Here is a 19,509-nt window from a genome sequence, read left to right as displayed (position 1 = left end):
CCGTGTCCCTGACAGGCGCGGGGCGGAGGGGCCAGTTCATTTTTGGAGGCGGTGGACGTTCACGGCCCTCATGATGGTCAGGTGAACCAGCCCAAGATCGAGCAGCTGCGACAGTCCGGATTCGACACTGGCCATGCCGAGTTCGCTGAGCGCATGGTGCGGGCTCTGCGTGACGGTTTATCGGCTCTGGAAGCGCTGCCACGCGACGATGAGTTCTGGCGTGGCTGGGCGAACGAATGCGTGACGATCCACAAGCTGCACGACTACGCCGGCGAACAGTTGGTCCGTGATCCCGCTAACCGGGTGGCCCGCTGGGCCCTGGTGGCGCTGGCGCTCGCTTACGGAGCCAACGACGGAGGCCTCTCGCTCCTCGGACCGGAGGTCGCCACTGATCCGGCGGTCGTCGCGGACGCCCTGGTGATCGCGGACTGGGTTGCTCAAGAGATCGGATTCGATCTCACTCCCGAACTGCGGGAGGTGTTCGGGTGGGCCGATCGTCAGGCGTTGGAGGAACTGGCACGAACCGACGACGGACAGGCGGCACGAACCGCGTTGCGAGTCCTGGACGGGAGTTCTTTCGCCGCCTGAGACACTGCCGGCGGTGGATGCGGTGATCACGCTGGTGCGCGTGAACACCGAATCCGTCTCGATCTACTTCCTGGTCCACCCGCGCGCCCGCCCGCCCCGCGCGCTGACCGGGTACCAGACGGGCGCGGCGGGTCCGCGCTGGACCAGGTCCTCGATGTGGGTGGTGTCGACCGGGACGGCGGCCAGCATTTCGGCGACGGCCGGGTTCTCCTCGGCGGCCGGCCGCAGATCCGCCACGGCCGAGCGCACCCCGGAGGCCGCCGTGCCGACCAGCGCCAGCCCCGTTCCCATGCCAGGCCTGCCCCGTTCTCATCGGCCTGCTCCCGCACCCGGGCCGCACCCCCATGCTGCTACAGCTTGAGGCTGTAGATTCGGGACATCCAAGCTGACATCTCGTCAGAGCACCGGGAGGCAGGAGTGGACGTCCCGATCGGGATCATCACACGTATCAAGACCCGCGGGCACCTGGGCTTCGGCGCGGTCGGTAAGCCCGAGGCGCTCGCCGCCGCGTACAAGTCCGGAGCCCAGGTCACCATCGGCGGCCGGCAGTTCACCGGGGAACGGGTCTACTTCGGCGTCGCCCGTCAGACCTTCGACCTCGACCGCGACGAGGTGGTCGTCGAACGGACCGGCCTGGACCGGGAGTTCACCGAACAGAGCGGCCCCTACGAGGGCGAGCGCCTCGCCGTCTACCTGGTCGACATGGACCGACTGGAGGACGCCCCCGGCATTGCGGAGGCCTACCGGCAGGAGAAAGCGGCCCGGACACAGCGGCGGCTGGACCTCCAAGCCCGGGTCGACGCCGAGGACGAGCGCCTGGAGCACGGCTCCGAGGACGGTGCCTGATGCCGGACACCGCCAGCCTCGCCCTGCGCCGACCCCCGCTCGACAGGACGGCCGGCCCGTTCGGCCCGGAATGCGTGAACACCACGGCGTCCGGCACGGCGACCCGCACCGCCCGCCGAAGGCCCCAGTCGCCCAGGCCTGCCGGGTCGCGGTCCAGTATCCGTCGGACCTCGGGGTCGACGCCCGAGCGCACCGCGGCGTAGGCGGCCGGTCCGCTGCTCGCCTGGCCGGGGCTTGTGCGGTCGGCCATGAACTGGGCGGGGCCGTGAACCCGGCCGCGAGCGCTCCCACTGGCCTCGGCCACGGTCAGGGCCACGTACTCGAACCTGCCCCAGGGGTTGACGATCCGTTCGCCCGGGCGCACCGATTCCGCCCAGGTCCACGGCACGGCCTCCACGGCGTAGGTGGCGTGCAGGCGGTCGACCGTCCGAAACGCTCCAGTAGGCTGCGCTGGCCATGGATATGCATGCCGACCCCGAGCAGCCCGGGAGCGGCGCGATCGCTTCCGGTCCGCCGATCCGGCAACTCTTCCGGGGCGTCATCGCCGACCGCCTTCCGGGCCTCAGGCCGCCCCAGGCGGCGATGTTGTTCGACGCCGAGATCGCCCCCTACCGGGACGACGCTGATTTCCTCGGCGACTTCTACGGCGAGATCCTCCACCAGGACACCTGCCGCCCCGATACCGCTGGTGGCCTCACCCTGCTCGCGGCCCGCGCCGTCGACGACCGAGTTCCCGCCCGGCATCGGTTCCAAGCCGTCCATCTGCTGTTCAGGGCGGCCACCGTTGCCGAGCGCCACCTCGCCGAGGCTTGGCCGACCACCCCGCGGCACGCCGATCCCGACAGCGAGGCCCGGGCTCGCAGCGCAGTCCAGGCCCGCACTCCGGATCTGCTGACCCGCTGGTCAGCCGAATGCCCTGCGGTTCGACTGGTCCTCGCCGGCCTCGCGGTTGTCTTCCCGACGGATCGCACTCTGGCCGCCCTGGCGCCGCGCCTGCAGAGCTTCGCGGACCAGCACTCCCAGGGCACCGACATCGGAGACTTCGTGCGGTTCGTCCTCGTGCTGGCCGAGCAGGACGACGACCGGATCCGCACCATGACCGAGAGCCTCACCGACGCCTACTGGGCGGGAACAGCACGCGAAGCACCGGAACGGGCACGAGCCCTCCACCTCCTCGGTCAGATGCTGACCAGAGTCGGAGCCGGACTCACCCGGCCACGCGCCGGACGGTGACACCCGGCAGAGGCCACGAGCGACGCACTGCGCGTTGCTCGTGCTGCTATTTCTCGTGAACACTCACGGCCCTCAAGATCAGCAACTGCCGCCAAAACCGGAGGATCCTCCGGGAGAACTCCGGCGGCGAGCTGACCATCCTTGTGGACGAGAACGGCAACCTGCGCCTGCGGTGACTCCCGCCCGCTGAGCAGCGCGGCCCACGTCGTGAGGACGCTTTGGTCGGTGGGCCGTTGATGTGCCGGAGCCGGCTGTGGGGGATGACCGGGTCCTTGCCGATCGGCCTGGCCCGGCTGAAGGGGGCGGTGTCAGGGGGAGTGGATAGCCTGCGCTGGGTGTGGGTGGCTGTCGGGGGGAGTGGATGTGGACATCGGGGAGATGCTGGTGCGGCTCGGCGCGGTGATCGGGCCGCCGCCCGAGGGCGGGGTGGTCCCGGTTCCGTGGGAGCTCGCGCCCGGGGCGGTCGGTTTCCAGTTGCCGGCGGACTTTCGGGCGTTCGTCGACCGGTACGGGAGGGTCAGCATCAGCGACGAACTGCACGTTCACGCACCATCGACAGCGCCCAGTCCCAAGAGGGGGAAGCCGCTCGGCTTCGAGGGATTCCTCTACTACACGACGGAGCCCTACGGCTACTGTGCCATGCTGGCCCAGGCCTACGAGAACGGGGACTACGACGAGTGCCCCCATCCGCTGTTCCCGGCTGAGGGCGGGCTTTTGAAGTGGGGCAACAACTGGGGCTCCGACCAGTTCTTCTGGCTGATGCGGGGCCCGGATCCGGACCGGTGGCCGGTCGCGGCGAAGTTCGACTCGATGCTGGAGTGGGACCTGTTCGAGGGGGGCTTCCTGGAGTTCCTGCTGGCGGCGGTGACCCAGCGGTACCCGTACCACGGGGACGTTGTCCCCGGCGGGGTGCGGCACATCGGTGACGGCCGCGCATATCGAGCCCGGGGTGACTGGTCGCGGCAGAACTGGTAGTGAGCCCGCAGGCATGCTCAACGGCGAGGTCGGGCCAGGATATTGACGGGTCCCCGGCCAGCCGGAGACGTGCCAGGACCGGTGCTCGGCCCCGTCCGGGCAGCGTCGGCGTACGGGGCCGGTACTGCGGGGCGGCTCCGGCGAGCCGCGCGGCCGCCGCGCTTGCCGCCGTCCTGGGCCAGGCGCACGTCGACGCCGGCATCGCGCCCGGCGTCGGCCGCGCCGAGGCACTGCGGCGGTTCGTCGCGCACACTGCGCCGCCCGTCGCCGCGAAGGCGCTCGGCTGCACCGACTACACCACCGAGCGGGCCGCGACCGACATCGGGGCCGCCTGGAGCCGGTGCGCCGCTGAGCGCTGGCAATGACTCCTCGAAAATGGCCATGACCCGTGACCGAGTGATCGGGGCCGAGCCACACACCCTGTCAGGCCGTGGACCGGCCATTGACGTGGTACTCCTCGGAGGGCAGCGAGTCCCATTCGGTATGCGCGCCGTCGCGCGTCACCATGAACAGCGGACGCGATCGTAGGACCTGTCCCACCGGTTGGCCGCGCATGAGGACCCCGGAGTCCGGTCCTGGGTAGCCCTCAGGTGTGTAGCGCAGGTGCACGTCCGTTGTCTCGGCGTACGCGATCAGGTCGTTCTCCAGTTCCGACAGGTCCCGCCCGACCAGCGGGATGCCGTCGTACGCGACCTGGGGACCCCGCACGGCGTCGGCAGCGACGCAGAACAGTCCCGCGGCCTGGCTCACGTAGGCCGTGACGGCGGGAGTCGAAGGGGCCGCTCCGTGACGGTGGAGCTCGACTTTCCATGTCGGCGAGAAGACCGGGTAGTCCCGTGCGAGTTCGGTGACCTTCGCCTGGCCGAGGATCTCGGTCGCCTCCACCACTTCGTCGACTGTCATGCCGAACCGGAGCGGTCCGACACCGACAGCCGGCGAATGGGACCACTCGTCCCGTCCGACGACTTCGGAATCGGCTTCGGTCCTGAACGCCATAATCGCTCCTCCAGAGACACCTGAGACCTGCCGCCGCCCATCATCGCAATCGCCGACCAGCGGACAGCCGGGTCCCGCTGAGGTTGCGCAGATCACCAACCGTGAGCCTCAACTGCGCTCAGCCGCGAATACGCGACACCTGAACAGGCGAGCTCACCAGTCAAGACCCCCGCCCTGACCTGCGGCATCAGAACCGCTCGCTTGTTCGCGTGTTGCCGGTCAGCGCGTACCGGCGGCACGCGAGCAGCTCCTCGGTGCCTTTGCCAGGAGCCGCCGGCTCCCGCGCCACGTCCCGCGGGTACCCCGGGCGTCCGGCCACGACTGCGAGGGTGACGGAGCATCCGGACGAATCCGCCCCGACACACGGGCTGCCGGGAGAACGAGGCGGCAAGCGTGCCTTCAACGGCCGCTACGATGCCTCACGCACACCCTGAACGGGGTTCAGGGCCGGGAGGACACCGCTCCCACATCCGGTGGATCCCCGGGGAAGCAACTCGGTCCGCCACTTCGTTCGACCCCGGAGTACAAGAACAAGTCCAGGGAGCATCGTGTCGCCCAGCACTGCTTTCCGTCGGTCCGCTTCCGTCGTCGCCACGGCGGCACTGGCGCTGGGAGGCCTGTTCTCCCTCGGCGCCGGCCAGGCCCTGGCCGTGCCTGCCGGAGCCCACACCCTCACCGCGGCACAGCGGTCCGAGTCCGCGCAGACCTTCTCGATCACGGTGGAATCGGTCGACGTGCTGGGAGGGCTCCGCTCGTTCACGATCGACGGGCTGACAGCGGACACGCTTGTGGCGCACCTGCGGCAAACCGTCGCCGGGAAGCTTCAGGCCAACCCGCAGGACGTCGTCCTGATCCACCGACTTCAAGAACTGCAGGACGCCAGGACTCTGGGCTACTACAAGATCGAATCCGGTTCGGAGGTCACCGCCGAGGCATTGTGACGAGGGCGGCCACCGAAGCACGAGCGGCCGCCCTACGGCAGTTTCGACCCGCACCGCACAGAAGGACATGAACCGCGCGGACCGTGACGCCGAGTCCGAGGCCGAGCAGCGGGTGGACGACAAGGAGAGCCCCGGTGGATGAGGACCCGGTCGATGCCGAGTTGCTGCCCACCCCGGCCTCGGCCTGCGGTGGCATCTCACTGGTCGGGCTGGACCCGGCGACCACCGCAGTGCTGTCCGCCCTCGACCGGGCCGCCCGGTGGCACCTGGTGAGTGGGCCGCCGTCCGGCTCAGCTGCCTGTGGTCGGTGACCGTGCCCGTGCCGGTTTTTGCCGTCCCCAACCCCCGAGGCCTGCCGTGCCCGGTCCGGCCTGGGTACGGTTACGCCTCCTTCCTCGGAGCCTTCCACACCGGGCGGCGCATCCTGGGCAGCGACGAGACCGATGACCCCTGCTGCGCGCCGGGTGGCCGTCTTCGGTGCTGCTGTGCCCGCCGCTGGGGTCGACCACCGGAGCGGCCGAAGTGCGCCTCGGCCGCGGTTCGGCGTCAGGCGGCCGGGCCGGTTGCGGCGGAGCGGAAGGCGTTCAGGCGGTGTTCGATGTCTTCTACGCTGTTCTTCCCGTAGCGCGCGGTTCCGCGGAGCTGTATCGCGCGGCCGTCCCGCAGGCGCACCACGATCATCGAGACGCCTGGGCCAGGGTTCGGCGGGCTCGCGACAGCCACCTCCGCGACGAGTGGCCAGGCGATGCGATGTGGTCGGCCCATGGAGCGCTCGACGATGCCGTCCGGGCCGATCACCAGGCCGATTCGGACGCCCTGGTGGGTCCAGGCGGCGGAGAAGAGCAGGATGACCGCGAACATGATCTTGGCGCCGATCGGCTCCAGCACGATGCCCGCCACGGAGAACAGGAAGAACATCGTTCCCACCGCCACGATGACCAGGCGTTGGAACAACGGATACACCCTCACCGGCTTCAAGCGTGCTGCCCCGATCTGGTCGTTGGCCGTGCGGCCATGGCGGTGTCACAAGGTGCGGTCCCGCCCGCGCTTGCTCGGCGGGATCGCCCGACTTCTACCAGCGCTCCCGGCCGACCCCTCGGCACGTGTCGAGCCGACGGATTGTCAGCCCGGATGATGCTCCACATCCATCGGTACGCCGGTCACGACCGCCGGCCTGGTGGACCCGGGCGGTCAGAGTACCGGGCTCTGCTGTCCGGACTCGGGCGGGGGTACGGCGGGGCGGCGGGCCCGGGCCGCTGACCGGTCCGGGCCCGCACGGGCCTGCTACAGGGTCTTGCTCGCCAGGAGCTTGCCCTGGGTGTCGTACGCGGCGAGCCGGACGCCCTGGAGGGGGTGGTCGTTCGGGGTGGCCGGGGCCCAGGCGTGGCCGCTGGTGTAGCCGGGGGTGCCGGGCAGCGAGGTGACGGTGGCCCAGTAGGCGCGGCCGTCTACTTCGAGGGTCATCCGGGCGACCGGTCCGGGGCCGCGGTAGACGAGGTTGTACAGGCCCTCGGAGCTCTGGGCGGGGTCCCCGTAGTACTGCATGGTGATCTCGGTGCCGCCGCCCGGCAGCCAGGAGTAGCCGCTGCAGCCCGGGCCGCCGTGGTAGGAGGGGGCGTCGTGGATGCAGATCTCCCGGTCGGCCAGCCGGATCCACCAGTCGGGGCGGCCCAGCGGCAGTTGCTGGCCGGGCTGCACCACGACGGGTTCGGGAGCCGGCCCGGCCGGGAGCTGCGGGGCCCGGGCGGCCGGGGCGGTGCCGCGGTCCCCGTGCTGTGCGGAGAGCACGGTGCCGGTGCCGGCCGCCACCGCGAACGCGGCCGTCACGGCCGCCGCGCCCAGTACCGTACGGCGCCGGCGCTGCCGGCGGCGGGCCAGAAGCCGTACGGGCTCGGCGGACCACTGCCCCACGGCGAGCCCGGACGCCTCGTCGCGCAGGGCCCCGCGCACCATGTCCTCGGTGTCCATCACCTGTTGCCTCCGTCCGTGCCGTCCGTCGTCGATCCGGTACCCGCCGCGTACGGGTCCAGCGCCGGGTGGGTGCGCAGCTTCGCCAGGCCGCGGCTGGCCTGGCTCTTCACGTTGCCCAGCGAGCAGCCGAGGACCTCGGCGACCTGCTGCTCGCTCATGTCCTCCCAGTACCGCAGGACGACCACCGCCCGCTGCCGCTGCGGCAGTTGGGCCAGCGCCTGGATCAGCACCGACCGCTCCTCGACGTCGCGGTGGCCGCTGCCTGCGGCGTGCGCCCGCTCCGGCAGCACGGGGACGAGCAACTGCCGTACCCGGCGCCGCCGGTGGCGGCTCAGGTTGTTGTTCACCAGGGCCCGGTGGACGTAGGCGTCCGGCTCGTGGAGGCGGCTGATCCGGGGCCAGTTCCGGAAGACCTTCGCGAACGTCGCCTGCACCACGTCCTCGGCCTCGTGGTGGTCGCCGGTCAGCAGGTAGGCGGTGCGCACCAGGCGCGGCCAGCGGGAGGCGGCGTACTCCTCGAAGCCCACCGCCTCGGGGCGCAGCGCTGCGGTGTCCACCGTTTCCAGGTCCGCCGCCTCGAAGTCCGCCGCCTCCGTGTCGGCCCCCCACGGCCCGGGGCCGCCGGCGGGTGTCGGCGGGGGTCCGGGCGCGGGCCCGTCCTCCACCGGGACGGGCAATATGCTCACGGTCATCCGGTTCCTCTTCGTATCGGCGCGACGGCCCGACCGGGCCATCGCTCTGCCCTACTCACCGCCGCGCCGTCGCCAGGGTTGCACGCCGGAACCGAACGCTCCGCGCGCGGCCCCGGCCGGAGCGGGGCGGCGGAGGGCCGAGGGCCCGGGGAGTAGGTCCGCGGCGGCCGGCGGGACCGACCGCTTCAGGCGCGAACTCGCCCACGGCCTCGGCAGCTGGGCCGCCCGCCATCGGCCCGTCGCGGTGCCCGTGCGCCTGCCCGGCGCCCTGTGGCCACGACGCCTTGCCCCGGCTGTGCCTGGCTGCTCCTCCGCCGTGCCGAGGCACGAGAGACGTCACATCGGCACGCGGCTGTCACCGGGACCGGTAGCGGGGCGAGGGTGTGTCGGGGCTACCTCCGGGTGCGTGCCCGCGTGCTCGTCCTGGCGGGGCTGACTCGGCTTTGGGCCGGGTAGGTGTCTTCGTCTGCTCGCGGGTTGTGTGCGTGCCTGACGCGAACCACCACCCCCGGCCGCCAGCGGGGGGTGCCTCTATGGGGTCGTCAACGAAATCGGGCTGCGGTCGGGTGGCCCGGCGGGCAACATGACGGCATGCCGGATCTGCTGTGGGACAACGTCAAGGACTTCTTCGACCCTGACCTGATGGGTGCCCTGCCGGACATCTGTGTGGAGGGCACGTCGGTCGAGGACTGGCAGTTGGTGTTTGACCTGGTCCGGTCGTGCGGCTGGATGTGGGAGTACTGGGAGGGCAAGGGCCTGGTTCCGTTGCCCTCCGCGGAGGCGCTGTTGTCGCGTCCTGCCGACGCGGATATGGCCGTGCTGCGGGTGTGGCCGTGTCCGGATGTGCTGGTGAACTTTTGGCCGATGTCGTCGGGTGAGATCGATTTCGATGTCGACCTTCGGGAACTGCAGGGCCAGGAGGGGGTGGACATCCTGTGCGCCTTCCTGGGCTTGATCGGGCGCCGACTGGGCAAGCCTGTGCGGATGACGGCGGGAGGCGGCTGGGGGAACCCGGTGCTCGGGTTCGATCCAGTGGCGGACCGCGTGGTGTTGCTGGCAGATCCCCGTGGAGTTCAGCTGCTGACGGCTGTGGACCGGGACTCGTAGAGGGTGCCGTCGCGGAGCATGGCGAACAGGATGTCGATGCGGCGTCTGGTCAGGCAGAGGAGAGCCTGAGTGTGCCGTTTGCCCTGGCGGATCTTCTTGTCGTAGTAGGCGCGGGAGGCAGGGTCGCCGAGTGAGGCGAACGCGGCCAGGAAGAACGCCCGTTTCAGCTGCTTGTTGCTGCGGCGGGAGGGTTGCTCGCCGCGTATGGAGGAGCCGGAGCTGCGGGGCGCGGGGGCGAGGCCAGCGTAGGAGGCCAGGTGGGCGGCGGTCGGGAAGTCGCTCGCGTCGCCGACGTCGATCAGGACTCGGGAACCGGTCCTGGTCCCGATGCCCGGCATGGTGGTCAGGACTTGCGACAGCGGGTGCTCGTCCGGCAGCTCCTGGATCCGCTTCTCCAGGAGCTTGCGCTGGTCGAGGACGGCCCGCAGTGAGCCGGCCGGGCTCGGCACGATAAGCGCGGCCGCCTCGGTGCCCGGGACGACCACGCTCTGCTCGTCGAGCGCGGTGAGAATCTCCTCGACGAGGCGCTCGAACATGCGCGGGGCCAGGTGCCGCGCGACGCCGAGCAGGCGACGGCGTCCGGCCTTGCGCAGGGCGGCCGGTGAGCCGAACCGCTCCAGCAGGGCCAGTACCTCCGGGTGATCGATCCGGGTCCCAACACTTGCTCCAGGTGCGGGTGGATCTGGGTGAGCAGTCCGCGCAGGCGGTTGGCGACGCGGGTCGCCTCGCCGGCGAGGTCGTCGTCGAAGCCGACGATCATCTCCAACTCGGCGATGGCCTTGTCGGTGAGCTCGATGCCGCGCAGGGTGTGTGGCATGGTGCGGGCGGTGTCCGCGATGACGAAGGCGTCGCGGGCGTCGGTCTTGGCCTGACCGGGGTAGAGGTCGGCGATGCGCCGCATCGTCAGGCCGGGCAGGTGGGCGACCCGGTAGCCGGCGTCCCGGGCCACTGCCAGGGGCAGGGTGCCGATGGAGGCCGGCTGGTCGACCACGACCAGGACGGCGCCGTGCTTCGCGGTGAGCTTGTCCGGCACGGCCCGCATCTTGGTCTCGCTGTTCGGTAGACGCTTGTCGAAGACCCGCTTGCCAGCCCGGGTCACGGCGGTGCCGTGGTGCTCGCCCTTGCCGACGTCCAGTCCGAGGAAGACGTCCACGTCGCCGGTGTCGATCACGCTGATCCCTTACGAGGTTGTGCTGTCCCGGCCTCGTTGGCGTGGCATCGATCGCCGGCATCCACGTGACGAAGAGCCTCCCGGCACGTTGGTGGTCCTGCCTCCATCAGTGGTCTACCGATGCCTCCGGCCCGGTGGCACCACCCCCCCCGGATCATGCGAACTGCAGGGGGGAACAGTCATGCCGGACCGGAGGCCGGGAGCCCCATTGCGGGGCCACGAAGAAGGTAACGGGGGGCATAGCCATCCGTGTTGGGCGGCTTTGATGCCGGTTTCGAAGCGGCTGCTGGTGCCGAGGCGTTCCATGATCGAGGACATGTGGCGGCTGACGGTGCGGGAGGAGATGCCCAGGCGCTGTCCGGCGGCGTCGTTGGTCAGCCCGGAGCCGAGCAGGCGCAGCAGCTCGCGTTCGGTGGCGGTCAGTCCGGTCTGGGGGTCCTCGGGCGCGGCGGGCGCAGGCGGGCCGGGCCTGCCTGGGGGCGCTTCTCGGCGGGCGCCGGGCCCGTCCCCGTTCAGTGCCAGTGGAGACCGTGCGCGGCGAGCTGGTCGAGCTGCTCTGGGGTGAGCATGGCTCGGCGGGTCTTGGTGTTGGAGATCCACACTCCGAGCTTCACCTCGACCGTGCCGTTGTCGCCGTCGGGGATGTCCTCGATGTGGCTGCGGGGGAGGGTCACCGTTGCGGTGCGTTCCCGGTACTGGGCGAGCGCGGTCATGCCGCGGTCGAAGGCGCTCGGCTTCCCGGCGCCGGTCTTCCTCCGACCTGCTGCGCCTTCATGCTCGGCCGGGGCCGCGAGCGGTGTGATGTCGAGCGCGGCCCGGCGCTCGCGCTGCTCGTCCATCAGCCCCTGCTACACGATGTGCTGGCGTTGGCGCTCCAGCCACCGGCCGATGTCCGGCCCGTGGATCGTCACCCCCGGTAGCAGATCACAGAGCTGTGCCGGGAGCTGGTCGAGGAACTCGGTCTCGACCTGGAGGTGCTGCTCGCGCGGGCAGCACCGAAGGCGGCCCGTTACTGAGGCAAAGGCCGTCAGCTTTGCGTTGCCGTGGCCTCCGCCGGAGAACACGGCTGCATTGTTCGGGTGACAGCTAAACGTCTTATCACTTCCATGACAATCCGGGGTATGACTGACGGGTGCAGCTCGGATCTCCTCACCCGCAGCCCACCACGAAGGCGGTATCACGTGAAGCCGAGTCGTATTGCCGTTGCTGTACTGATCGCGGCGCTGGCCACCTCTGCAATGGCGGGTACGGCAGTGGCCGCTCCCCGCGCCACCACCATGAATCCCAACGGTGGTCAGACGATGCTGGAGGCGATCGCCGTCCGGTCAGAGGCGGCGGTCATCGATCCGGTCAGCTCGGATCCACTCGCTGGTTGCCCGGCGGGAGAAGTCGCGCCAGGGACCCACATCATTTCATGCAAGGCATGTACTTCTTCAGGTAGTTGCTCCCAGGACCTATGTCATGCTGTCAGTTTCAATCGGATTCCGAATCCTGTGCAGTGACAGTTGTCCCCGTACTCAACAAAGTGCTCAATGAGGCAAAGGGGAACGGCAGCAGACAGCCGCTTACGCCCTCACCGTGACCGGCCCGCGACCCGCCCGCAACACCACACAACCAGTCAGGTTGCACACAAACAGCCACACCCGGACCCGGCCCTGAAGACGCGAGGGCGACCGATACAGGCCCTGCCGCCCGAGTGCCGCTCGTCGCCACCGTCGCACCCGTCGGAGGCGGCGGGCACGGGAGGACTTCCCGTCTGGGTGTGCCGTTCGCCGCGCCCGCCGCAGGACTCACTGCGCCGCTGCGCCGGGGCACCGCCCTGGTCCCGCCCGTCCGCCGGCCTGGCTCGCCGGCCTGAGCTCCGGGCCCGGTCCCGCCGCGCCTGGTCGGCGTCCTGGTCGCCACGCCCGCATTACCCTCCTCGACACCGCCAGCACCACCCTCTACGACCGCACCCTGCGCCTGACCGGCCCCCACACCCCCGGCGCCCCCGACCACGCCATCGACCCCGACCAGGCCCTCGCCGAGTTCGCCGCCGCCCGCAACGGCTCACCACCGCCGTCTACTGGGCCGACACCGACCTGCACCCCCTGCACGACGCCCTGCACCGCCTCGGCCACCCCACCCGCACCCGAACCCTGCTGCCCACCGGCTACATCCGCCCCCACCCCCTCCAGACCCTCGCCACCACCTGGCGCGCCGACCTCGACCCCACCACCGGCCACCACCGCACCCCCGCACCGCCCGGCACCGCGGAGCGCCTCCTGCTCCTGCTGCGCCGAATGACGACGTCCCATGAGTTCGCGATTTCTGAAGGGTGACGGAGGCGGAACCCGGAGGTCCACCGTAGCCGGTCGGCCTGCTGTGGAACTGGGTTCAGGAAGCAGACTGGGCCCCTCGCGGCCTCACCAGGGCTATTGGGTAGCGTCACCCTGGTGAATCTTCACCTCTTCAACGATGTGCCCGATGGCCTGACTCGACGCGCCCGGTTGTTCGTCGGCTCGCACGGTGTCAAGGTCGATGTCAGGCCCGTCGAAGGGCACAGGCAGTGGTGGCGTGAGCGAGGCATCCCGGCAGCGGTGGTCGAGCGGATGGCGGCGTATCAAGAGCGCTGGGGCGGTCTGCTTTTGCCACCCGCATCGCAATACGACGGCGGGCCCAAGTATTTCGATCCGGACTCACCGGAATCAGACTCTGCAGGGTGGTGGTTCGAAGCGGGGACGCAACGGACCGCGGTTCCCTACTCGTTCATGATCAGTCCCTCTGGTGAGTTCGGCATTCACGCAGGTCGGTGGGCGCCTCTCCACGCGACCGTCGAGGGCTGGGTGGAGTCGCTCGCACTGAGCCACCACGCGTCCATGTGGGCGAAGCGGATCACCAAGGTCACCGGCGATGACGTCGATGGCATCGTGCTGGACGGCTACAAGCCAGTGCGCGAGGTGATGGGCCTGGCCGATACCTGGTGGAGGGGATCCGACTCACTGGTGGCGGTCTACGCAGGGGAGGCCAAGGCCCTCTCCTATCCCCGGGGTCGTACTGCATTGATCTACTCCGGTCTTGACGAGTGGGGCCTGCGGGGAGGGGTCGAGGACGGCGACGACTGAGGACGCTGGGCGAGATGTTTCGGGCGGTGTCGAGCGAGAGACCGAGCACGACCTCGATTGCGAGAGCCGATGACGCGCGGGGTTCGCTGGCTCCTCAGGTGGGGGGCTCGTTGAGGTCGGTGCGCCCAAGGACGGAGGTGTAGCGCTGGGCGCCGTTGTCTGTGAGGCCGAAGAGGTCGCACAGGCGCCGCGGGTCTCCCGCCGCGGCCAGTGCTTCGTCGAGGATGCGGTCTTCGCGGATCGCTTGCGCGGACAGCCCGAGGGTCTGGTTGACCCAGGTCCTGGTGACCTGGCGGGTGCGCAGGGCGGTGAACTGGCTGACGAACAGGTGGGGGTTGGCGGTGCTGGGCCAGCGGCGGGTGCGTTCGGCGAGGTAGGCGTGGAGCCGGCGGCGAACCTCGGTCGCGAGCAGGATGACCCGGCCGTCGCCGACGCGCAGTCGGCCGTCGGCCAGGTCGGTCACCAGCAGTGCCCTGAGCTGGGCCGGCCGCAGGGCGTGGAAGGCGAGGAGGGAGCCCAGAGCCGCGCCGGTGGGCTCGGGGGAGTGGACGGCGGCGAGGAGCGGTTCGAGGGCGAGCGGCAGTGGCGGTTCCGAGGCGGGTGTCCCCAGGCTGATCCGGCTGGTCGGGTCGATGAACACCACCTTGTGCGCCTTGAGGGTGCGGAAGACTGCTCGCGGGCCCTGGAGCACGGAGTGGGCCCGGTCGCCCTCGTACGGCGCGAGGGCGTCCTTCACGTGCTGGCGGCTGATCGAGCGCAGGGAGTCCGAGCTGGCAGCCCAGCTCTGCAGCACGGGCAGCGCCCCGGAAAGCAGGAGGTGGATGGTCTGCTCGGGTCGTGGGCGTGAGCGCGGCACGGTGACGTGGCCGAGTCGGGCGATGTCGAACCAGGTGCGCAGTTCCTCGGCCATCGGGTCGGGCCGGCCGGCGGTCTTGCGCTCGAATCAGGGCACGATGGCGGGCACGCGGTCGTCGTCGAGGAGCCCGGTAGCGTTGAGTGCCTGTCAGGGAACCCGTGGGACTTCCTACAGCCATCGCCCCGGGCATCGTGCGGCCCGGCCGGCCGGCGCAGTACCCCGACCGGACCAAGCACTTCGCTCGCTGACCACCGTCCCTGCCGGGTCGGGAGCGGGCCCGCCCGTTCCCGGGCTCGCAGATCTTGGGCCCCAACACCGGCCGGTACGTTCCCGGCCGGTCCTGCCGACGATGGCCGTTGTGATCCAGTCGAGGCAGCCTGGGTGTGATGCCGCGGGCGTACAGTTGGGCCGCTCATGATCATGCGGCTGTGGAGGAACGGCGACTGTGCACCCTGACGTGGAGCGTCTCATGGCGCTGATGCCGCCCGGCCCGGAGACCGGGGAGCAACTCGACTGGCTGGAGGTCGAGCGGGAGCTCGGTTGCCAGTTGCCGGCCGATTTCCGTGACCTTCTCGCCGTCTACGGTGTGGGCACCGTTGACGGGTGCCTGATGGTGCTCCCCGCAGTGCGCGGAGAGCACGAGTCGGGGATCCCGTCCGTGGGCCACATGACCCCGACCCCCGAGAATACGGCGTGGCTCTCGCACACGAAGTCCGACTATCCGTTGTGGCCGGAGCCCGGCGCGCTGGTGTGCGGTCTCCGCCTGGTGGACGGCAACGGTGACCTGTGGGGTGCCGTCTACTGGCGCACGACGGGGTCCGTTCCGGAGCAATGGCCGGTTGTGCTGTGGGAACGCCCCCGCCCCTTCGTCGAGTTCGACCTGAGCATGGCCGGCCTCCTGGTGAAGTGGCTCACCGAGGCCGCGGACATCGACTTCGATCGGCGCCTGGTCTTCGGGGCTCCCCATTCACGGTTCATCCACTGGCGCGTCGAGCGCACGATGCGCGAGCAGGGCCTCGACCCCTGGGAGTATCTGGAACCGCTCTACATCGAAGCGAACGAGGCCTGGGAGGAGCAGAACCGAACCTGAGGCCTCGCCCCGGGGCATGACTGTCCCGATGACGCTGGTTTCCGATTGTCTGAGCCGCGACGTGGTAGCCCCCGGCCCCCACCGCGGCGGTGGGCAGGTCGCGTTCGGGGCACGACACGCGCCCCCGCAGCGCCAGCACGCACCCGACCGTGCGACCGCCCCCACCCCGGCTGCGCCGCACCCCTCAGGACCCCGCCAAGGGCCCGCCTCCACCAGGAGGCGGGCTCTTTCGGCTTGCCTTCGTCGAAGGAGACCGTCCTGTCCGCGCTCCACTTCACCCTCGCCCGCCCGCACACCGGCCGCCACGCGGACCCCCGCCGGCTGCGCCGGGTCCACCACGCTCTGGAGCGCCTCGCCGCCGACCCACTGCTGCCGGAGGCGTGCTGGTTCACCGTCCTGGTGCCGTGTGCTGGCCGACGGGCCAGGCGGTATCGAAATATCCGACTACTCTCCGTGTGTTGAGCGTGACAACGGCCTGGGTGGCCTGGGCTGGTGGCCCGTCTTGTGGGGGGAAGGCATGACCGCTCGACAGTGCAGTCTCTGCGGTACTTGGGAGTATTGGCAGGGGAACGGCTACGGCTCGCACTACTGCACCGGGCGCGACAAACCGGGTGCCTGGATCGAGAACAACCGTCGGAGGGAGGACGAGCTTCGCACCGCCGCCGAGCAGCGCCAGGCACAGCAGGACCGCCAGCAGGCGCCCGCCTCTGATGACGGCGCTGGGTGTCTCGGATGCGTTGGATTCCTCATCCTCGTCGTCGTCATTGTCATCATCGTCAACGCGCACCGGTAGCCGGCGAACCGGAGAGGCACGCCTGCTGGTCGGAGCTGGCCCGCTTGCCAGCTGCGTTCCTGCTGCGCCCGTGGCCGGGTGGCCGGCAGGCCGCCCCGGAGGCTGCAGCCGGGGCGGGCGTCGTGGCGAGGCCCGGTCGTGCCAGGATGGGAAGCGCCGCCAACTTCCCAGCCAGTGAACACTTTTACCTCTGGCGGTTACCCGATCAGCCGATATCGTTGCCGGTCATGGAGCCACCTGTTGAAGCGGCGCTGGTCGCGGCGGTTGCGACCGCGGTCGTCGCGGTGGTCGGCACTGTGCCGACGTCGCTCACGACTTCGCGGACTCTGCGGGCGAGCCGGGAGTCGGCCGGCGAGGCCCGGTTGTGGGCGAAGACGGCAGAGGTCTACGAGACGCTTCCGGCCCAAACGGCCTTCCGCAAGGAGATCGTTGAGGCCGTGCTCCACCAGCAGCGGCAGGGCGCCGAACTGCAGCGGCGGAGCGCCGAACCGCTGCCGAGCCGGTTGGACGGCTATCAGCAGCCTGAGAGGTTCGAGTTCGAGGCCAAGGTCCGCGCCTACGCATTCGACAGCGTACTGCTCCGATTCACCGCGGCTGGCGAGGCCGAGGAGAAGTTCCTCCGGGCCGACGGCAACTGGACGGCTTACTACAACTTGGATAAGGACAGCCCGGGTGGCCCCTGGGTCGCGCACCTGCCGCACAGCCAGGAGCGCCTGCAGCAGGCACATGCGGCCGTGGACCAGGCACTGACGGAACTGGCCGATCAAGTGCGCCGGGAACTACGGGAAGGACACCTGCGCCCGCAGCGCCGGCGGTGGCTTCGACCGAACAGAGACCCCAGGAGATAGCCCAAGCCCGAGATCACGCCGCCCGGTGACAGCGGCCGACTTCGGCTCCGAGCCCGCCGCCGCCCGGACCCCAGACCGCCCGCGCACCGGCCACCACCCAGACCCACCCGCTACGCCCGGTCCACCCGCGCCCTGGACCACCACGCCCGCTGGCCCGCTGCGCCCGTTTCTGGTGTCGTGCTGGCTTCGCTCCACCGGCAGTTTGCGGGCCGTCTCTGGGGCAGTGGCCCTGACGGTGCGTAGCATCGAACTGTGCCTCCGCTCAGGGCGGGGGCGCCTGTCGGACTGGGGGAATGCAATGAGCAAGCTTCGTCGGGTTGTCGTGGTCGCGGTGTCGACCGTCGTGGTGACCGCCAGCTACATGGCCACCGCCACCGGGGCCCTCGCGGACGTCATCGCGAGCCACCCGTAGGTCGGCCAGTGGCCCTGTGCCTCCACCACGCGGGCGCAGGGATGCGGCCCAGCACGGGGGAGCAGGACCACCGCCTGTAGCGCCACACACGTGTTCGCCAGCAGTTCTGCTGAAAAAGGGGGAATGCAATGAGCAAGCTTCGTCGGGTTGTCGTGGTCGCGGTGTCGACCGTCGTGGTGACCGCCAGCTACATGGCCACCGCCACCGGCGCCCTTGCAGACGTCATCATGGGCCACCCGTAAAACCGGCCGCGATCGCTCCCGCGCCCGCTACCGGGCGCGGGGGCGATACGCGTTCTCGGGCCGGCTGCGCCCGCGCTGCCATGGCTCGCGTGCGGCATGGGGGTGGTTTTGCGGCCGTACCTTGATGCCTCGCGTGGGGCACTGGGTTGGGTGCGTCGGGGCGGGCATCGCTGTGTTCGATGCCGGCGTCCGGGGAGCCTCGGAACGGAAGCCGGCAGCCGATAATTCGTTTGGCAGGGTGCTGGTCGGGTGCTACTAACTCCGGGTGACTGTGTTCGTGTGCACGGCCTGCGATCGTTCGATTGCTGGGCCGTTGACCAAGCTGCCCGAGGTGCCCGTTCGCCCGATGGATCAAGGGTTTCCCAAAGCGGACGGATCCCGTCGAGCCACTCCCACTCTGCCGCTCGGCTTCTTCGCCCTGGAACCCGAGCCGTGGGGCGCCCCGCTCCTGCCCTGCGGCGAATGTCGAGAGGTCTTCGCTGGCGGGCCCTGCGTCAGTGACCCGAACGGTGACGGGTTCCTGGTGTCCGCGGGCCCCCGGGACACGGTGATCCTGCACCCCGATGACGCGTCGGGCCTCCAGCCGCATCCGGACTGGATGAAGCACTCCGGGGGGTGCTGCGGCTTCGACGGCCAAAGCGGTATGAACCAACTGTGCCCTTGCGGTGCGGAGGTGGGCACGTTGATCAGCGAGTGCAACACCGCGTATGAGCTGCACCTGGACCCAGGCCAGGTGCGCTCGATCACAGCATGAGGCTGCGAGCTGCTACCAGGCGACTGCGGCCCTGGCTTCGTGCTCGGGTGACGTGCCGCCGTCGGGGTCGGGGTGGACGTACTGCTCGCCACGCGCGCCGCCGCCCTGCTCGGCGCCATCCAGGTTCTGCCCCTTTGTCAGCCCGGCCCGCCGCCCTGAACCCCGGGCCGGGCTCCGCTGCGCCCGGTCGACGTCCTGCTCGGTCACCGGTGCCGCGGCGCCGAGCTCGCCGCGCACGCCGGCCGGGACTGGGACCGCTGGGACGTGCACGAGATCCAGGGCACGAGGGTCTGACTGCCGGGGCGCTCGATCTGGCCGGCCAGGTCGGGGGCGTCCGGGGCGGCAGGTCGGCCGTCATCCGTTCGAACGACTGCGTCCGGGCGTGCCCGGTTGACGCGCCCGTGCCCTACACCCCTGCCGGGCCGCTCTGCCTGTCCCGCTCGGGTACCCGGTAGGGGCGTCCGCCCGGTGCCTGGGTCAGCAGTTGTTCGCGGGCGGAGCGCATCAGTCCGGCCGCTTCCCGCAGCAGGAGGGCGGCCATGGCGGGCGAGGAGCGGCAGGGGGCGCGGAGCCAGCGGTCGGCCGCCCGGACCGGGACCAGGGCGTGGGAGAGCAGGTCGGCGCTCGTGCGCGTCTCCTCTACCGCCTCCAGGTCCCGGATCGTGTGGGTGAGAAGGATCCCGAGGTCCTCCACGTCCGGCCAGGCGCCGTCGGTGAGGTCGTGGCCCCACAGGGTCAGCTGCCCGGCGCACGAGCCGAGGTAGGCCGTGCACCTCGCCTCCCAGTACGTCGGGCCGGTCGGTGGGGGCTGGTTCGCGTCACTGGGCATCCGGCCATGATCAGCCCCAGGGGCCATCCCGCGCGGGGGAATCCGGGAACTCTGTCGACGA

General features: G+C 70.4%; 22 protein-coding genes and 1 pseudogene. 12 read left to right on the top strand and 11 right to left on the bottom strand.

What is annotated here, in order from left to right; all coding sequences use genetic code 11:
* The first annotated feature begins 81 nt into the window (after positions 1-81).
* Entirely contained in the window at positions 82-588 is a 507-nt protein-coding gene (locus tag ACIP4P_RS23055) for a hypothetical protein (protein ID WP_400921167.1), read from the top strand.
* Positions 589-651: 63 nt separating this feature from the next.
* On the opposite strand, the gene ACIP4P_RS23050 is transcribed toward ACIP4P_RS23055, so the two are convergent.
* Positions 652-879: a hypothetical protein gene (locus ACIP4P_RS23050; protein WP_400921165.1), complete on the bottom strand. Its 228-nt coding sequence runs from the start codon at positions 877-879 to the stop codon at positions 652-654.
* Positions 880-1,005: 126 nt separating this feature from the next.
* Here ACIP4P_RS23050 and ACIP4P_RS23045 point away from each other — a divergent pair, with 126 nt between their 5' ends.
* From ACIP4P_RS23045 to ACIP4P_RS23035, 3 genes are all read left to right on the top strand, one after another.
* A complete protein-coding gene (locus tag ACIP4P_RS23045) occupies positions 1,006-1,434 on the top strand; it encodes a hypothetical protein (RefSeq protein WP_400921163.1) in 429 nt (142 codons plus the stop codon).
* A gap of 456 nt (positions 1,435-1,890) precedes the next feature.
* The gene (locus ACIP4P_RS23040) at positions 1,891-2,667 is read left to right on the top strand and encodes a hypothetical protein (protein WP_400921161.1); all 777 of its coding nucleotides are present in this window, start codon (positions 1,891-1,893) and stop codon (positions 2,665-2,667) included.
* A gap of 363 nt (positions 2,668-3,030) precedes the next feature.
* Complete coding sequence (locus ACIP4P_RS23035) at positions 3,031-3,642, top strand: hypothetical protein (protein ID WP_400921159.1); 612 nt, start codon at positions 3,031-3,033, stop codon at positions 3,640-3,642.
* Positions 3,643-4,065: 423 nt separating this feature from the next.
* Here ACIP4P_RS23035 and ACIP4P_RS23030 read toward each other — a convergent pair whose 3' ends face one another.
* On the bottom strand, positions 4,066-4,638 hold the full coding sequence (locus ACIP4P_RS23030; RefSeq protein WP_400921158.1) for a hypothetical protein: 573 nt from the start codon (positions 4,636-4,638) through the stop codon (positions 4,066-4,068).
* Between the two features lie 548 nt (positions 4,639-5,186).
* Here ACIP4P_RS23030 and ACIP4P_RS23025 point away from each other — a divergent pair.
* Entirely contained in the window at positions 5,187-5,579 is a 393-nt protein-coding gene (locus ACIP4P_RS23025; protein WP_400921156.1) for a ubiquitin-like domain-containing protein, read from the top strand.
* A gap of 134 nt (positions 5,580-5,713) precedes the next feature.
* Complete coding sequence (locus tag ACIP4P_RS23020; protein ID WP_400921154.1) at positions 5,714-5,890, top strand: hypothetical protein; 177 nt, start codon at positions 5,714-5,716, stop codon at positions 5,888-5,890.
* Positions 5,891-6,125: 235 nt separating this feature from the next.
* Here ACIP4P_RS23020 and ACIP4P_RS23015 read toward each other — a convergent pair whose 3' ends face one another.
* From ACIP4P_RS23015 to ACIP4P_RS23005, 3 genes are all read right to left on the bottom strand, one after another.
* Positions 6,126-6,533: a hypothetical protein gene (locus ACIP4P_RS23015; protein ID WP_400921152.1), complete on the bottom strand. Its 408-nt coding sequence runs from the start codon at positions 6,531-6,533 to the stop codon at positions 6,126-6,128.
* Positions 6,534-6,863: 330 nt separating this feature from the next.
* Positions 6,864-7,547 carry a hypothetical protein gene (locus tag ACIP4P_RS23010; protein ID WP_400921150.1) on the bottom strand — a complete coding sequence of 228 codons (684 nt, stop codon included), beginning with the start codon at positions 7,545-7,547 and terminating at the stop codon, positions 6,864-6,866.
* Complete coding sequence (locus tag ACIP4P_RS23005) at positions 7,547-8,107, bottom strand: SigE family RNA polymerase sigma factor (RefSeq protein WP_400921548.1); 561 nt, start codon at positions 8,105-8,107, stop codon at positions 7,547-7,549. The genes ACIP4P_RS23010 and ACIP4P_RS23005 overlap by 1 nt, the downstream gene beginning before the upstream one ends.
* Positions 8,108-8,833: 726 nt before the next feature.
* On the opposite strand from ACIP4P_RS23005, the gene ACIP4P_RS23000 reads away from it, so the two are divergent.
* Complete coding sequence (locus ACIP4P_RS23000) at positions 8,834-9,349, top strand: hypothetical protein (protein ID WP_400921148.1); 516 nt, start codon at positions 8,834-8,836, stop codon at positions 9,347-9,349.
* On the opposite strand, the pseudogene ACIP4P_RS22995 reads toward ACIP4P_RS23000, so the two are convergent.
* The 3 genes and pseudogenes from ACIP4P_RS22995 to ACIP4P_RS22985 all read right to left on the bottom strand — a co-directional run bounded on the left by ACIP4P_RS22995 (position 9,316) and on the right by ACIP4P_RS22985 (position 11,359).
* Positions 9,316-10,520, bottom strand: a pseudogene (locus ACIP4P_RS22995) (IS110 family transposase). The gene ACIP4P_RS23000 and the pseudogene ACIP4P_RS22995 overlap by 34 nt on opposite strands.
* A 114-nt stretch (positions 10,521-10,634) precedes the next feature.
* Positions 10,635-11,120 (bottom strand): response regulator transcription factor, encoded by a 486-nt coding sequence (locus tag ACIP4P_RS22990; protein ID WP_400921146.1) that lies wholly within the window; start codon positions 11,118-11,120, stop codon positions 10,635-10,637.
* Positions 11,033-11,359: a helicase associated domain-containing protein gene (locus ACIP4P_RS22985; RefSeq protein WP_400921144.1), complete on the bottom strand. Its 327-nt coding sequence runs from the start codon at positions 11,357-11,359 to the stop codon at positions 11,033-11,035. The genes ACIP4P_RS22990 and ACIP4P_RS22985 overlap by 88 nt, the downstream gene beginning before the upstream one ends.
* 1,596 nt (positions 11,360-12,955) lie before the next feature.
* Between ACIP4P_RS22985 and ACIP4P_RS22980 the strand changes: the two genes are divergently transcribed.
* On the top strand, positions 12,956-13,624 hold the full coding sequence (locus ACIP4P_RS22980) for a hypothetical protein (protein ID WP_400921142.1): 669 nt from the start codon (positions 12,956-12,958) through the stop codon (positions 13,622-13,624).
* A gap of 94 nt (positions 13,625-13,718) precedes the next feature.
* On the opposite strand, the gene ACIP4P_RS22975 is transcribed toward ACIP4P_RS22980, so the two are convergent.
* Positions 13,719-14,534: a hypothetical protein gene (locus ACIP4P_RS22975; RefSeq protein ID WP_400921140.1), complete on the bottom strand. Its 816-nt coding sequence runs from the start codon at positions 14,532-14,534 to the stop codon at positions 13,719-13,721.
* A 415-nt stretch (positions 14,535-14,949) separates the two neighbouring features.
* Between ACIP4P_RS22975 and ACIP4P_RS22970 the strand changes: the two genes are divergently transcribed.
* From ACIP4P_RS22970 to ACIP4P_RS22955, 4 genes are all read left to right on the top strand, one after another.
* Positions 14,950-15,570: an SMI1/KNR4 family protein gene (locus ACIP4P_RS22970; RefSeq protein WP_400921138.1), complete on the top strand. Its 621-nt coding sequence runs from the start codon at positions 14,950-14,952 to the stop codon at positions 15,568-15,570.
* Positions 15,571-16,087: 517 nt separating this feature from the next.
* Positions 16,088-16,363 carry a hypothetical protein gene (locus ACIP4P_RS22965; protein WP_400921136.1) on the top strand — a complete coding sequence of 92 codons (276 nt, stop codon included), beginning with the start codon at positions 16,088-16,090 and terminating at the stop codon, positions 16,361-16,363.
* 227 nt (positions 16,364-16,590) lie between these two features.
* Positions 16,591-17,211 carry a hypothetical protein gene (locus ACIP4P_RS22960; protein ID WP_400921134.1) on the top strand — a complete coding sequence of 207 codons (621 nt, stop codon included), beginning with the start codon at positions 16,591-16,593 and terminating at the stop codon, positions 17,209-17,211.
* A gap of 967 nt (positions 17,212-18,178) precedes the next feature.
* Positions 18,179-18,619 (top strand): hypothetical protein, encoded by a 441-nt coding sequence (locus ACIP4P_RS22955; RefSeq protein ID WP_400921132.1) that lies wholly within the window; start codon positions 18,179-18,181, stop codon positions 18,617-18,619.
* Positions 18,620-18,631: 12 nt separating this feature from the next.
* Here the strand turns inward: ACIP4P_RS22955 and ACIP4P_RS22950 are convergent, their stop codons facing one another.
* Both ACIP4P_RS22950 and ACIP4P_RS22945 read right to left on the bottom strand, forming a co-directional pair.
* Positions 18,632-18,889 carry a hypothetical protein gene (locus ACIP4P_RS22950; RefSeq protein ID WP_400921130.1) on the bottom strand — a complete coding sequence of 86 codons (258 nt, stop codon included), beginning with the start codon at positions 18,887-18,889 and terminating at the stop codon, positions 18,632-18,634.
* Between the two features lie 136 nt (positions 18,890-19,025).
* A complete protein-coding gene (locus ACIP4P_RS22945; protein ID WP_400921129.1) occupies positions 19,026-19,448 on the bottom strand; it encodes a hypothetical protein in 423 nt (140 codons plus the stop codon).
* Positions 19,449-19,509: the final 61 nt, after the last annotated feature.

Source organism: Kitasatospora sp. NPDC089509 (assembly GCF_044749365.1).
Classification (GTDB): domain Bacteria; phylum Actinomycetota; class Actinomycetes; order Streptomycetales; family Streptomycetaceae; genus Kitasatospora.
Note: the sequence above shows the minus strand (reverse complement) of the source record. Positions and strands in the feature narration are given on the sequence as shown.

Coding starts and splice junctions, on each gene's coding strand:
- ACIP4P_RS23050 (WP_400921165.1), bottom strand. CDS start 879: ATGGGAACGGGGCTGGCGCTGGTCGGCACGGCGGCCTCCGGGGTGCGC.
- ACIP4P_RS23040 (WP_400921161.1), top strand. CDS start 1,891: ATGGATATGCATGCCGACCCCGAGCAGCCCGGGAGCGGCGCGATCGCT.
- ACIP4P_RS23030 (WP_400921158.1), bottom strand. CDS start 4,638: ATGGCGTTCAGGACCGAAGCCGATTCCGAAGTCGTCGGACGGGACGAG.
- ACIP4P_RS23010 (WP_400921150.1), bottom strand. CDS start 7,547: ATGGACACCGAGGACATGGTGCGCGGGGCCCTGCGCGACGAGGCGTCC.
- ACIP4P_RS23000 (WP_400921148.1), top strand. CDS start 8,834: ATGCCGGATCTGCTGTGGGACAACGTCAAGGACTTCTTCGACCCTGAC.
- ACIP4P_RS22985 (WP_400921144.1), bottom strand. CDS start 11,359: ATGGACGAGCAGCGCGAGCGCCGGGCCGCGCTCGACATCACACCGCTC.
- ACIP4P_RS22975 (WP_400921140.1), bottom strand. CDS start 14,534: ATGGCCGAGGAACTGCGCACCTGGTTCGACATCGCCCGACTCGGCCAC.
- ACIP4P_RS22970 (WP_400921138.1), top strand. CDS start 14,950: ATGGCGCTGATGCCGCCCGGCCCGGAGACCGGGGAGCAACTCGACTGG.
- ACIP4P_RS22965 (WP_400921136.1), top strand. CDS start 16,088: ATGACCGCTCGACAGTGCAGTCTCTGCGGTACTTGGGAGTATTGGCAG.
- ACIP4P_RS22960 (WP_400921134.1), top strand. CDS start 16,591: ATGGAGCCACCTGTTGAAGCGGCGCTGGTCGCGGCGGTTGCGACCGCG.
- ACIP4P_RS22945 (WP_400921129.1), bottom strand. CDS start 19,448: ATGCCCAGTGACGCGAACCAGCCCCCACCGACCGGCCCGACGTACTGG.